This window comes from Labilithrix sp. (assembly GCA_019637155.1).
Classification (GTDB): Bacteria; Myxococcota_A; Polyangia; order Polyangiales; family Polyangiaceae; genus Labilithrix.
Genome location: JAHBWE010000015.1, coordinates 113,729 through 126,662, shown reverse-complemented (window position 1 = coordinate 126,662; position 12,934 = coordinate 113,729). Strand labels below are relative to the sequence as shown.

Below are 12,934 nucleotides of genomic sequence, written 5' to 3'. Positions count from 1 at the left end.
GCTACACTCCATGAGTTGGTCTCGCGCGCTTTGCCTCTCGCTTGCCTCGTCCTCCTCGGAGGCCTGACGACGCGGGCGCACGCGCAGGAGCGCGCGGCGAAGGTGACCTCGCAAGCGACCGACGGCGTCACGCCGCCGATCACCGAGCGCATCTCCCTCGTCGCCGATCGCGACGACGACGACGCGGACGATCGCGCCGACGCGACGACCGACGTCGTCACCCCCGCCGCGCGCGTCGACGCGCTCACGCTCGAGGGCCGCTTCGCCGGCGCGACGCTCACGCCCGCGAAGGGCCACGAGCACGCGCGGCTCTTGAGCGGCGGCCGCGTCGTCGCGTGGGGCGAGCGCGTCCCCGCCGGCGCGCAGGTGCAGGGGGTCTCGGCCGGCAGCGTGCTCCTCACCGTGCGCTGGCCCGATCGCCGCGAGAGCGGGCTCGCGATCGACGTCCACGGCGTCGGCATGCGCGACGGCCAGAAGCGCGTCGTCGATCTCGCGACGGAGCGGGCCTCGCTCGATCGCACGCCGCCGGCGCGCATCGATCTCGAGGACGTCGAGCAGATCGTCGACGATCCCGACGCGCTGCGCGTCGTGCTCTCGTCGCCGCTCGGCGCGTCGCTCGGCACGATCGCGGTCGAGTCCCTCGCCGCCGACGGTACGTCGATCGACACCCTCTCTCCGCCCTTCGCCCGCGCGGCGTGCGACGCCGGTCGCGCCGACCTCGCCTGCGTCGCGAGCGCGCCGCTCCGCCTCGTCGTCGACGACGTCGACCGTCGCCACCCGCTCGTCTCGATGCGATCGCTGAAGGCCGAGGTCGGCGGCGCGATCGTCGTGCGCGACGCGAAGGGGAAGAAGCTCCAGGCGATCCGCGTCGCGGGCCCGCGCCACACGAGCGCCGGCGCGATCGGGCGTTACCGCGTCACGATCCGGCCGATCGTCATGCGCCTCACGCCCGGCGGCGCGCCGTCGGTCGGCGGCACCGACGCGGGCGCGATCGCGGCGGTCCGGCAGGAGCTCGCGGTCGCGTCGGCGACGTGGGGCCAGTGCGGCCTCTCGTTCGGCGTCACCTCCCAGCTCGACGTGAAGCTCGTGAACCCGCCGCCGGCCTACCTCGTCGCGCTCGGCGACGACCTCGGTCTCCCCGCGACCGGCGGCGACGTGCGGCTCAAGATCGAAGGCAAGGCGGTCGCGTTCACGCTGAAGCCGGGATGGTCCACGCGCCAGGCCGCGCTCGAGCTGCAGCGCGTCGCGCTCGCGGCCGGCTTCAAGGCGGCGGTCTCCGAGAACGCGCGCATCTCGTCCGGCGCGGCGCCGAGCGTCGACGTGCTGCTCCGCAAGGCCGATGGCCAGCTCGCGAACGCGGAGCTGTCTTCGTCGACCGAGAAGACGATGACGGTCCGCGTCGGCGCGGTCGACCTGAGCGACGGCCTCCAGCACTTCGGCGACACCGACTCCGTCGCGGGCACGCTCGAGGAGCGCGCGCTCGTGAAGGCGGTCGACGACGGCGATCCGCGGACGATCGAGGTCATCGTCGTCCCGTTCTTCGGCGGCGGCGGCCGCATCGGCGAGTCGTTCATCGGCAGCGACGGCTCCAGCATGCGCAACGTCGTCATCCTCGATCGCGCCGGCGTGCGCGCGCGGCGGACGAGCCTCACCCTCGCGCACGAGCTCGGGCACGTGATCCTCGACGAGCCCGGTCACCCCGACGACTACGGCGTCGACACGCCGACGCTCCTCATGGACTCCGACGCCTCCGACGCGTCGCCGTTCGGTCCGCGCCGCATCACGGACGAGGACTGCGCGCGCGCCGTCCGGCAGTCGGGTCCGTCCGCGCGGATCCCGCTCCTCACGGAGTGGAAGCTCGCGCCGATGCGCTACACGCGGTAGGCGCGCCGATCAATCGGGGTTGATGTCGACGAGCTCGGTGCCGCCGGCGTACGCGTAGCTTACGCGGTAGTCGAAGCCGTAGACGAGGACGCTCACCGGCGCGTCGGCGACGACGCGATGGACTCCGTCGTTCTGCTCCCCGGGCTGGACGTTGTCGGGCGGCTGGCGCGCCGGATCGAGGATCGGGAACGAGAGCTGGCAGCGGTACACGGTGAAGCCCGTCGTCGCGTCCGCGTTCACGTCGCAGAGCCCGGGGCCCGCCGGCAGCCCGTCGACGAAGACCGAGACGCCGTTCGGCGCGGTGACGACGAGGAAGTCGAACGCGTATTTGTCGGGCGTGAGGACGACGTATTCGCTCCGCCATTGCTCGATCGGCGGGACGAGGAGCAAGCTCGGATCGCCGCCGGGGAGGCCGCTCTCGATCCGGATGCCGGCCGCTTGCTGGCCGACCTGCACGTCGGCGACGAGGACCGGCGCCGACGCCTCGAGCCGGAAGTCGCGGAGCGCGTCGATGATCACGTTCGCGCCGGCGCCGTCGAGGTCGAAGGCGTCCCACGGCGGATCGAGCGTCGTCGTCACGTGGGTCGTCCCTTCGGTCGCCGCGACGACGCGGTAGAGCTCCGGCTCCGGCGAGAGCCCGACCGGCGCGCCGGCGGCGCTCACGGCGCGGCTGCGGTTCGGCATGCGGCCGATCGCGTAGCGTTTGCCGACGACGCGGACGGGGACGACCTGCGTCTCGAGGTGGTCCGCGCAGCACTGCCGGTCGCGGAGGACGTCGTAGATCGGCGCGTCGCTCGCCTCGCTCCCGACGTAGACGACGATCGCGCGATCGGCCTGCACGGTGGAGCCGGTGAAGTCGGCCTTGAAGTCGCCGGTCTCGAGGTTCAGGACGTCGAAGGGCTGGAGCGTGACCTCGATCGGCGTCCCCTTCGCGATCCCTTGCGGGAACGGACCGCCCGCGATCACGCGCGCGGTCGGCGTGATCTTCACCTTCGTGTCGGGGGCGGTGCCGACGACGGTGAGGAAGGCGCGGAGATGCTGGCCGTAGTTCGTCGCGGGCTCGTCGGTCTGCGCGATCGTCTGCGGCCAGCCCGCGACGACGTAGCGGACGCTCTCGCCCGCGAGCGCGGAGGTGGGGAGGAGCACCGTCGCGTCGTTGGAGCGCACGTTGACGTTCTCGAGCGGGTTGAACTGGTACGCGATGATCGGCGCCGTCGAGCGAAGGCGGAACGCGCCGCGCGTGAGGGCGGTCCCGGTCCCGGTGTTCGGCATCCCCGGCGGCGAGCCGTCGACCTCCTTCGGCCCGAGCTTGATGACCTCGAGCTGTCCGGGCGGGAGCGAGACGGTGAGGACCTTCCGCGGATCGGCGGCGGGCGTGCCGGGCGCGGAGAGGTCCTCCTCGACCGTGATCGTCGCGGCGAGGGTCGGGTGCGGGTTCGTCACGATGACGGCGAACTGCTGGATCGCGGCGTTTCCGTCGGGGAGCACGACGTTGTCGAGGTCGACCGGCCAGTACTCGCAGCCGACGTTCGAGCGCTTCGCCCGCGCGTCGGCGCAGAGATCGACGCACGCGCCGCGCTCGCAGGCGATCCCGGCCGCGCCGTCGCAGCGCTCGGCGACGTCGCGGGTCTGCCCGTCATCGGCGCACTTCATGACGTCGTTGCCCTCGCACTCGAGGGCGCCGGGGACACAGAAGGAGCACGCGCCGAGGACGTCGGCGCAGGCGAGCCCGCGCGCGCCGCAGTCGTCGAGCACCGTGATCGCGCTCGCGTCGCAGCGGGTGAGCTTCGCGCCCCGGCACGCGATCGCGCCCTCGGTGCACGTCGCGCCGAGCGGCTCGAGGACGTCGCGGTACGCGGGATCGAAGCGGCACGCCGCGACGAGGAGCCCGACGGAGAGGAGGACGACCGCCCGCCGCATCCGTCAGTTCGGGTCGACGTCGACGAGCTGCGTGCCCGCGGCGTAGGCGTAGCTGACGAACCGATCGAAGCCGTACACGATCACGCCCACCGGCACGTCCGACTGCACGCGATGGACGCCGTCGTTCTGGCGGCCGGGGAGCAGCTCCGCCTTCGCCGCGTCGTAGGCGGGGAAGGAGAGCTGGCAGCGAAAGACCTGGAACTCGAAGCCGTTCGGCGCGACCTCGCAGAGCTTCGCGTCGACGGGGAGGCCGTCGAGGAAGACGGTCGCGCCGGCGGGGGCGGAGATGACGACGAAGTCGAACGAGTATTTGTCGGGCGTGAGGAAGACGTTGTCGAGGCGCCACTGCTCGACCGGCGGCAGGAGCGTGATGCTCGGATCGCCGCCGGGGAGGTTCGACTTGATCCCGGCCGCGTCCTGGCTCGCCTGCACGTCGGCGACGATGACGGGTTTCGTCGCGTTGAGCACGAAGTCGCGATCGGCGGCGAACGTCTTGTGCGCGCCCTCGCCGTCGAGGACGAAGGTCGCGGGCTCGCCGCCGAGCGTCGTCGTCACCGTCGTCGCGCCCTCCGCGGTGGCGACGACGCGGTAGTACTCCGGCTCGTTGAACGGCGCGATCGCGGCCCCGGCGGAGGCGAGCGCGCGCGTGCGGCTCGGGACGCGTCCGATCGCGTAGCGCTTGCCGACCGCGCGGAGCGGCGTGAGCTGGTCCTCGAGGTGGTCGGCGCAGCAGTAGCGATCGCTGAGCTTCTCGAAGAACGGGGCGTCGCTCGCCTCGCTGCCGACGAACACGACGACGGGACCGTCGGCGTCGATGAGCGAGCCGGTGAAGTCGGCGTTGAAGTCGCCGGTCTCGAGGTTCAGGACGTCGAACGGCTGCAGCGTCGCGTCGACCTCGCCGTCCTTCGGCACGCCGTCCTCGAACGGGCCGCCGGGGACGATGCGCGCCTTCGTCTTCAGGTGGACCTTCGTGTCGGGCGCGGTCCCCACGATCGTGAGGAAGGCGCGGAGGTCGGAGCGGAAGGTGGTGTCCGGCACGTCGCTCCGCGCGATCGTCTGCGGCCAGCTCGCGACGACGTAGGAGCGGCGCCCGGTCGTGGTCAGGGCGAAGGTCGGGAGGAGGAGCGACGCGTCGTTCGAGAAGACGTTGACGTTGTCGAGCGGGTTGAACTGGTACGCGACGATCGGGACGTGCGACCGGACGCGGAACGCACCTCGCGTGAGCGCGGTGTGGGTGCCGTTGTTCGGCGGTCCGTCCGGCGTCGAGCCGTCGACCTCCTTCGGGCCGAGGCGGAAGACCTCGAGGCTGCGCGGGCCGACCGACGCCTGCGCGACGGTGCGGACGTTCGCGGGCTCGCCCGGCTTCGCGGTGTCCTCCTCCACCGTGACGCGCGCGACGATCTGCGGATGCGGGTTGCTGACGATGATCGCGTATTGCTGCGCGGCCGCGTTGCCGGAGGAGGTCACCGCGTTGTCGAGGTCGACGCCCCAATACTCGCAGCCGACGTTCGACTTGATCTGCGCCGCCTCGGTGCAGAGGTTCACGCAGCCGTCGAGCCGACACTCCTCGCCCTTGTCGCCGTCGCAGGTGACCATCGTCTCCCCGAGCTCTCCCTCCGCCGTGCAGCGATGGAGCTCCTGCCCCGCGCACACGGTCCCGCCCGGGAGGCAGGGCGTGCAGCGGAGCAGCGACGGCGCGCAGGTGAGCGAGCGCGCGCCGCACTCGTCGATCGGGACGAGCTTCTTCCCCTCGCAGCGCGCGAGCGTCGCGCCGCTGCACTGCACCACGCCTTCGACGCAGGGGTCGACGATCGGCTCGAGCTCGTCGCGGTACGACGGATCGAACCGGCACGAGCCGGCGGCAACGAGGAGCGCCGCGGCCGCGAGCGCGCGTGCACGCATCGTCACTTCCCCGGCGGGGCGTAGACGCCGACGACGGTGTCGGCGGCGTAGGCGTTCCACGCCCCCGCGCTGAGCTGCCCGCTCCGCAGCGCGCCGTACTCGAAGCGATCGATGCGCGCGCTGTAGACGTTCGTGACGACGCGGCCCTCGCGGATGCCCACCGGCGGATCGTCCTCCGTCCCCGCCGTGAGCGCGGCGAGGTTCGGGAGGTCGAACGCGGAGACGTTGCCGGGCGCTATGATGGTCCAGACCACGAGGCCGTCGGCGGAGGAGACGGTGAGCTCGTTGAGGCTCGCGTTCGCGCCGACCCCTTCGACCTCGACGCGCGTGCCGTTCCAGACGCCGGCGCTCGGCGCCTTCGGCACGGGGACGGGGAGGAAGCCGCCGAGCGACACCGGGCCGTTCGCGTCGCTCGTGCGCACGCGCGAGACCACGCTCGCGGGGAGCTGGAGGAAGTCGCCCGTCGCCGCGATCCCGCCGATGACGTACTGCTCGTTCGCGAGCGCGCGATCGAGCGCGGGCACGCCGACGAAGGAGATCTCCTCGGGGGTGGGGAGCGCGCTCGTGCGCGTGCCGCGCGGAAGGATCGCGTAGCCGCTCGCGCCGAGGGTGAGCGCGATCGACGCGTTGAAGCGATCGGGGCCGCGCATCGCGGGCGGCGGCGGGTTGGCCGCGATGCGCACCTCGTGATCGAACAAGATGTCCATCTTGATGTCGATCGCGCTGACGCGCTCGCGCGAGGGGACGTTGACGCCGCGCACGACGCCCATCGAGTACGGCGTGAACTGCGGGTTCGCCGGATCGCTCCGGTCCTCGAGCCCCGCGATCGCGTACACGGTCGCGTTGCCGGGGAAGGTGAGGAGCGAGTACTTGTATCCGGTGGTGCCGTCGGTCTCCGGCGTGATCGCCTGCGAGGCGGGCGGGAGCTGGAACACGCCGTTCGGCGACGTCGACGCCTCGAAGAGGTAGGCCGCGCGTCGCTCGGTCGGCTTCTTGGGGAGAGGGACCGTCGTCCACACGCCGCGGTCGAACTCCTGCGTGCCGCTCGGGAAGATGACCTCGCCGTCGACGAAGCCGCCGAGGCGCGGGCCCGCGCCGCCCGGGAACGACACGGGGTCCTCGAGCTCGTCGATGAGCTTGAGGCACGCCGGCTCGAAGACGAAGGGGAGGTACACCGTGACGGTGTCGACCGGCACGTCGACGTACGTGATCGGCGCATGGCACTTCGCCGCCACCGTGATCGTGACCTTGTCCGTCGTGATGTCGGGGATCTCGACGACGCCGCTCTCCGCCGTGCGCCTCCGCGACGCGAGGTCGTCGCCGACGATCACGTGCGCCCCCGGCAGCGGGATGCCGAGGAGCTGATCGAACGCGATCACCTTGATCCGCCCCGCGAGCGCGCCGCCGGAGAGGCCGCCGCGGAAGCCGTCGACCGAGTCGGAGTAGGTGAAGGCGTCGCGCACCTGGACCGGCGATGCGCCGGGCACGGTGACGACGAGGTCCTTCGCCCCGGGCGCGCCCGCCGGCGTGACGCACTCGAGCCGCGTCGCGGACCTCACGACGACGTCGGAGCACGCCGCGCCGCCGATGCTGACGGTGGTCCCGGCGACCCAGCTCGTCCCGCTGCCTTCGAGCGCGATGCGCGTCCCGCCGCTCGTCGCGCCGGAGGACGGCGAGATCACGACGGGGTCGTAGAAGAACCCGTTCGCGAGGACGCGCTCCATCCCGGTCTTGTCGTCGCGGACCTTTACCTCCGCGAACCCCGGCTCGCCCGGCGGCGTGTCGATCGCCGCGCGCGTCGGATCGCTCGCGAGGACGCTCTCGCTCGGCACCTCGCGCTCGCGAACGAACACGCGCAGCTTCGAGGAGAAGCCGCGCCCGTCGATGCGCGTCCGCGTCCCGCCGGTGAAGGGCCCATGCGACGGCGTGAGCCCGACGATCGCGAACGGATCGCCGAGGTCCGCGTCGACGCGCACGGCGCCGCCGTCCCCGCCGAGCTGAAAGTCGGGCGCCGCCGCGTCGTCGAGCGCGAGCCCCGGCCCCGCGCCCGGCAAGCACGCCCCGAAGACGCCGAGCGCGACCGGACCGAGCGCCACCCCAAGAAGCCAAGCGCGAACACGAGCCACGCCCGAAGACTACGTGGCCTCGCGCCGCCGGGCTAGACGGCGAGCGCGCGCATGTTGCCGAGCGCGCGTTGCATGAGGGTGACGGCGATGCGCTTGCGATCTTCGCCCGCGGGGCCGACGCAGGCGGGGCAGCCGCTCGCGCACGGGCAACCCTGCACGAGGCGGAGCGCGCGCGCGAGCAGGAGGTCGCGCTGGGCGAAGATGCGCTCGGAGAGCCCGATGCCGCCGGGCGTGTGCTCGTACAAGAAGAGGGTCGGGTCGTAGCCCGGGGCGGGGCCGCCGCGGACGCGGCGCGGGACCGCCACGACCTCGCCGTCCTCCGTCACCGTCGTCTGCCCGTCGAGCGAGCTGTCGCCCATCGTCGTGCCGAGGTCGCGCGGATCGCACATCAGCGCGAGCGTGGCGACGGTCTCGAGCGCGACGCCGATGCCGCGGAGGCCGTCGATCGCCGCGGCGCGGCCTTGCGGGATCGAGGCGCAGACCTCCTCCGGCACGGTGAGCCAGAACGCGGTCGTGTGCATCTGCATCTCGGGGAGACGCACGTCGCCGTAGCCCGCGTTCTCGTGCGTGTAGAACTTGATCTTCTTGTAGCCGACGACCTTCTCCACGACCGAGACCTCACCCCAGCCGGTGGGCCACGGCTCGGCGAGGTGTCCGGTGCCGAACTCCTCGAGGACGCTCACCGTCGTGTACGTCATCGCGTCGGTCCAGTAGTCCGGCTTCACCTTGCGCACGAAAGCCTTGTGGTTCTCGTAGTCGAACCGCTCGACCTGCCAGCACTCGCCGTCGTGCTGGTAGATCGCCTGCTCGTGCACCATCGAGTGCGCGCCGCGCCAGTCGATCTCGGCGAGCGTTTTGTCGCGCTCGGCGTCGATGATGACGACGTTGTCCCAGCCGACGCTCCGGAGCGACACGTTGTTCGCGGGGTACGCGTCCGCCGCCCAGTGGAACGTGCCGTTGTTCTCGTGCACGACCTGATGCCGCTCGAGGAGCTCGAGCGCGGAGGCGGTGCCCTCCGCGTCGAGGTTGCCGAAGCGCTCGCCGCGCTTGAACGGGAGCTCGAACGCCGCGCACTTCACGTGCTGGACGAGGATCTCCGGGTTGTCCGGATCGATGCGCGCCTCCTCCACCGGCGCGCCGAGGAGATACCCCGGCTCGCGCGCGAGGAACTGATCGAGCGGCGCGCTCGAGGTGACGAGGACGCAGATGCTCCGGCCCTTGCGCCGGCCCGCGCGCCCGAACCGCTGCCACGTCGCCGCGACCGAGCCCGGGTAGCCGGCGCACACCACGGCGTCGAGCGCGCCGATGTCGATGCCGAGCTCGAGCGCGTTCGTCGCGACGACGCAGAGCACCTCGCCCTCGCGGAGCTTCCGCTCGATCTCGCGCCGCTGCTCGGGGAGGTAGCCGCCGCGGTAGCCCATGATCCGAGACGCGTCGATCTCGGGCTGCACCCTGTCGCGCAGGTACCGCAGCATGACCTCGACGTTGTTCCGCGACTGCCCGAACACGATGGTGGGGACCTTCGCGCGTACGAGGTCCGTCGCGAGCATGACGGCTTGCTTCACGTAGCTCGCGCGGATGCCGAGCTCGTCGTTCACCACCGGTGGGTTGTAGAGGAACACGCGCCGCTCGCCCTCGGGCGCGCCGCTCTCCGTGATCGCGGCGATCTCCTCCGGATCGAGCGAGAACATTCGCGCGGCGTGCTCGCGCGGGTTGCCGATCGTCGCGGTCGCGCCGATGAGGATCGGGCTCGACCCGTGGAACCGCGCGACGCGGAGGAGGCGCCGGAGCACGTTCGCGACGTGCGAGCCGAAGACGCCCTTGTACGTGTGGAGCTCGTCGACCACGACGAGCTTGAGGTTCTGGAACGTGCGCGCCCACGCGGTGTGATGCGGGAGGACGCCCGCGTGCAGCATGTCCGGGTTCGTGAGGACGATGCCGGAGCGCTCCCGCGCCGCCCGCCGCGCGTCGCCGGGCGTGTCGCCGTCGTAGACCACCGCGCCGCGATCGTTGCCGGCCGCCTTCATCAGATCGCGGAGGCTCGCCTCCTGATCGCGCGCGAGCGCCTTCGTCGGGTAGATGTAGATGGCACGCGCGTCCGCGTCCGCGATTTGTGCCGCGAGCACAGGGAGATGGAAGCAGTAGCTCTTGCCGCTCGCGGTCGGCGTCGCGACGACCACGCCGCGGGCCCCGCTCTCGACCGCCGCGTACGCGCGCGCCTGGTGCTCGTAGAGCTCCTCGACCCCGCGCCCGCGCAGCGCGAAGGCGAGCTGCGTGGGGAGCGCCGCGGGGAAGGGCGCCATGCGCGAGGCCTTGCCGGGCACCGTCTCGTCGGCCATCACGCACGGCCGCACGATCCGGCTCTCGAGCCAGCGATCGACGACCGCATCGACCCCGCGCGGGCTTTCCCAGGGCGCGGCGACGCTTCTCCGGCGGTTGGGCATGGGGAAGGGATACTAAACATCCGCCGCTGAACATGCAAGCAGGTGTCTGCCGTTTCCTTCTTTTCGTGCGAAAGGCTCGTTTGCGAACGGGATTTCGAGTAGCGTGCGCGGCTCCCCGCGGTGCTGAACATCCGCGCAACAGAATGAGCGAACCCGAGTCGAAAGAAGACGCGCCCGCTACGGCAGAGGCTGCCCCCACCGAGCCCGCCGCCGCCGCGGAGCCGCCCGCCGCCGCGGAGCCGCCTGCCGCCGCGGAGCCGCCTGCCGAGCCCGAGCTCGCGCCCGGCGTCGAGCGGCTCGGCCGGCCGGACGGCACGTCGAAGGCGATCCCGGAGACGATCCTCGGACCGCGTCCGTCGGCGGTGTTCCTCGCCGTGGTCTCGATCGTCTCCCTCGTCTCGGACGTCGGCACGAAGCTCTGGGCGGAGAAGCGCCTCGTCGAGTACCCGACGTTCGTCACCGTCATCGACAACCACCTCATGTTCGTCCTCGCGAAGAACAAAGGTGGCGCGTGGGGACTCTTGCAGGGCGAGAGCGAGAACGTCCGCCGCCCCTTCTTCCTCCTCGTCTCCGTCGCCGCGATCGCGTTCATCGTCACGCTCTACCGCCGGCTCCAGCCGCGGCAGTACGCGCTCAAGTGGGGCCTCCCGCTCGTCCTCGGCGGCGCGCTCGGCAACGTGTTCGACCGCATCCGGTACGGCTACGTCATCGACTTCATCGACTACCGCGCCGACTGGATCAAGAAGCTCAACGAGCTCGTCGCGAAGTATTACCCGAAGCACGTCGTCACCGACCACTGGCCCACCTTCAACGTGGCCGACATCGCGATCTGCGTCGGCGTCGCGCTCATGGCGATCGACATGCTCACGTCCCGCCGCGGCCGGCGCCCGACCCCGCTCGCGGCCGACGTCCCGCTGGAGACCACCGACGCGGCGCTCGCGCCCGCCGGCCTCGTCGCGAGCGCCGCCCTCGACGAGGCGACGCCTCCCGCCGCCGACGCCGCGAACGCGGGCGAGACGAGCGCGCGCCTCGCCGACGGCTCCGAAGCCCCGCCCGACGCGACCGACATCCCCGAAGCCAAGCCGGAAGAAGGCAAGACCATCACCAGCGGCTGATCGCGACGCGTTCGCGCGAAGGCCCGACGAGCTGGCGTGTCAGAGCTTGCCGGCCCGGAGCAGGCGCTCCGCCAGCTCCGCGCGGCGATGGCGCCGGCTCCGCTCGGCGAGGATGATGCCCTCGAGGTCGCCGAACGCCTTGTCGATTTCGTCGTTGACGACGAGGTAGTCGAAAAAGCCGTAATGCTCGATTTCCACCTGCGCCGCGGCGAAGCGCTTCCGCACCATCTCCTCGGTCTCGCTGTTGCGCCCCTTCAGGCGGCGCTCGAGCTCGATCATCGACGGCGGGAGGATGAACACCGCGATCGCCTCCGGGACCTTCGCCCGGATCTGGCGCGCGCCCTGGTAGTCGATGTCGAAGATGATGCCGGCGCACTGCGGGTCCGCCTTCGCGCGCTCGATCTCGCCGAGGCTCGTGCCGTAGCAGTTCTCGTGGACGTGCGCCCACTCGAGGAACGCCTCGCGCTCGACGAGCTCGTCGAAGTCCTTGCGGTTGATGAAGTGGTAGTCGCGGCCGTTCTCCTCCGTCGCGCGCGGCTTCCGCGTCGTGTGCGAGACGCTGAAGCGGAGGTTGGGGAACTTCTCGCGGAGCTTGCGCGTGAGCGTCGTCTTGCCCGCCCCGCTCGGCGACGAAAGGATGAGGAGCAGGAACGGATCGCTCATGGGAGGCGGGATGGTAGCTCGCTACTCGACGTTCTGCACCTGCTCGCGCATGCGTTCGATCTCGGTCTTGAGATCGACCACCGCGTGCGCGACGGCGACGTCCTGGCTCTTCGCGCCGATCGTGTTCACCTCGCGCGCCATCTCCTGGAGCAGGAAGTCGAGGCGCCGGCCGATCGCCCCGTCGCACGCGAGCATCCCCTCGAGGTGCGCGGCGTGCCCCTCGATGCGCGTGAGCTCCTCCGCCACGTCGGCGCGGTCGGCGTAGAGGACGACCTCCTGCGCGAGGCGCGTCGGATCGGGCTCGAGGCCGAGCCGCGCGATCTTCTCCGTCAGCCGCGCGCGGTAGGCCTCCGCCATCGCCGGCGCGCGCTCCGCCACCGCCCCCGCGAGGCGGCGGACCGAAGCGAGCCGCCGCCGCAGGTCGGCCGCGAGCGCGTCGCCCTCGCGCCGCCGCATCTCGTCGAGGGCGGCGCGGGCGGCGTCGAAGGCGGCGACGAGCGCGGCGTTCAGCGCGTCGTCGTCGTCGAGGGCGGGGACGAACAGGTCCGGCACCGCGCCGAGGAGCGAGAGCGGCACGTCGACGCCGGGCGCGAGCTCGTCGCGGAGCTCCGTCAGCGCGGCGAAGACGGAGCGCGCGCGCTCGCGATCGAGGACGACGGCCCCGAGCGCCCCGCCGTCGAGGCGCACCGTGACGTCGAAGCGCCCGCGCGTGAGCCGCTCGCGCGCGAGCGAGTCGACGACGTTCGCGAGGTCCGGCAGCTGCGCCGGCGCGCGGATCCGGAGGTCGAGGTAGCGATGGTTGACCGCGCGGATCTCGATCGTGAGCTTGCCGCCGGCGAAGAGCACGTCCCCGGCCCCGAAGCCGGTCATGCTCTTCATC

At 71.9% G+C, this 12,934-nt stretch carries 8 protein-coding genes; 2 read left to right on the top strand and 6 right to left on the bottom strand.

Annotated elements, in window-relative coordinates; translation table 11 throughout:
• The first annotated feature begins 30 nt into the window (after positions 1-30).
• Positions 31-1,884 carry a hypothetical protein gene (locus tag KF837_29885; protein ID MBX3231572.1) on the top strand — a complete coding sequence of 618 codons (1,854 nt, stop codon included), beginning with the start codon at positions 31-33 and terminating at the stop codon, positions 1,882-1,884.
• 9 nt (positions 1,885-1,893) lie between these two features.
• Here the strand turns inward: KF837_29885 and KF837_29880 are convergent, their stop codons facing one another.
• The 4 genes from KF837_29880 to KF837_29865 form a co-directional block, all read right to left on the bottom strand.
• A complete protein-coding gene (locus KF837_29880; GenBank protein MBX3231571.1) occupies positions 1,894-3,804 on the bottom strand; it encodes an IgGFc-binding protein in 1,911 nt (636 codons plus the stop codon).
• 3 nt (positions 3,805-3,807) lie between these two features.
• Complete coding sequence (locus KF837_29875) at positions 3,808-5,706, bottom strand: IgGFc-binding protein (protein ID MBX3231570.1); 1,899 nt, start codon at positions 5,704-5,706, stop codon at positions 3,808-3,810.
• 2 nt (positions 5,707-5,708) lie between these two features.
• Positions 5,709-7,802: an IPT/TIG domain-containing protein gene (locus KF837_29870; protein MBX3231569.1), complete on the bottom strand. Its 2,094-nt coding sequence runs from the start codon at positions 7,800-7,802 to the stop codon at positions 5,709-5,711.
• A gap of 62 nt (positions 7,803-7,864) precedes the next feature.
• Positions 7,865-10,276, bottom strand: coding sequence for a DEAD/DEAH box helicase (locus KF837_29865; protein MBX3231568.1), 2,412 nt, complete (start codon positions 10,274-10,276; stop codon positions 7,865-7,867).
• Positions 10,277-10,419: 143 nt separating this feature from the next.
• On the opposite strand from KF837_29865, the gene lspA reads away from it, so the two are divergent.
• Positions 10,420-11,391, top strand: coding sequence for a signal peptidase II (gene lspA / locus KF837_29860; GenBank protein ID MBX3231567.1), 972 nt, complete (start codon positions 10,420-10,422; stop codon positions 11,389-11,391).
• A gap of 39 nt (positions 11,392-11,430) precedes the next feature.
• Here the strand turns inward: lspA and gmk are convergent, their stop codons facing one another.
• Together gmk and KF837_29850 are read right to left on the bottom strand one after the other, a co-directional pair.
• A complete protein-coding gene (gene gmk / locus KF837_29855; GenBank protein ID MBX3231566.1) occupies positions 11,431-12,054 on the bottom strand; it encodes a guanylate kinase in 624 nt (207 codons plus the stop codon).
• A gap of 21 nt (positions 12,055-12,075) precedes the next feature.
• Positions 12,076-12,933 carry a YicC family protein gene (locus KF837_29850; protein MBX3231565.1) on the bottom strand — a complete coding sequence of 286 codons (858 nt, stop codon included), beginning with the start codon at positions 12,931-12,933 and terminating at the stop codon, positions 12,076-12,078.
• Position 12,934: the final 1 nt, after the last annotated feature.

What these genes read in the sequence shown, in the direction of transcription:
- KF837_29880 (MBX3231571.1), bottom strand. Translation starts at nt 3,804, where the DNA reads ATGCGGCGGGCGGTCGTCCTCCTCTCCGTCGGGCTCCTCGTCGCGGCG.
- KF837_29875 (MBX3231570.1), bottom strand. Translation starts at nt 5,706, where the DNA reads ATGCGTGCACGCGCGCTCGCGGCCGCGGCGCTCCTCGTTGCCGCCGGC.
- KF837_29865 (MBX3231568.1), bottom strand. Translation starts at nt 10,276, where the DNA reads ATGCCCAACCGCCGGAGAAGCGTCGCCGCGCCCTGGGAAAGCCCGCGC.
- lspA (MBX3231567.1), top strand. Translation starts at nt 10,420, where the DNA reads ATGAGCGAACCCGAGTCGAAAGAAGACGCGCCCGCTACGGCAGAGGCT.
- gmk (MBX3231566.1), bottom strand. Translation starts at nt 12,054, where the DNA reads ATGAGCGATCCGTTCCTGCTCCTCATCCTTTCGTCGCCGAGCGGGGCG.
- KF837_29850 (MBX3231565.1), bottom strand. Translation starts at nt 12,933, where the DNA reads ATGAAGAGCATGACCGGCTTCGGGGCCGGGGACGTGCTCTTCGCCGGC.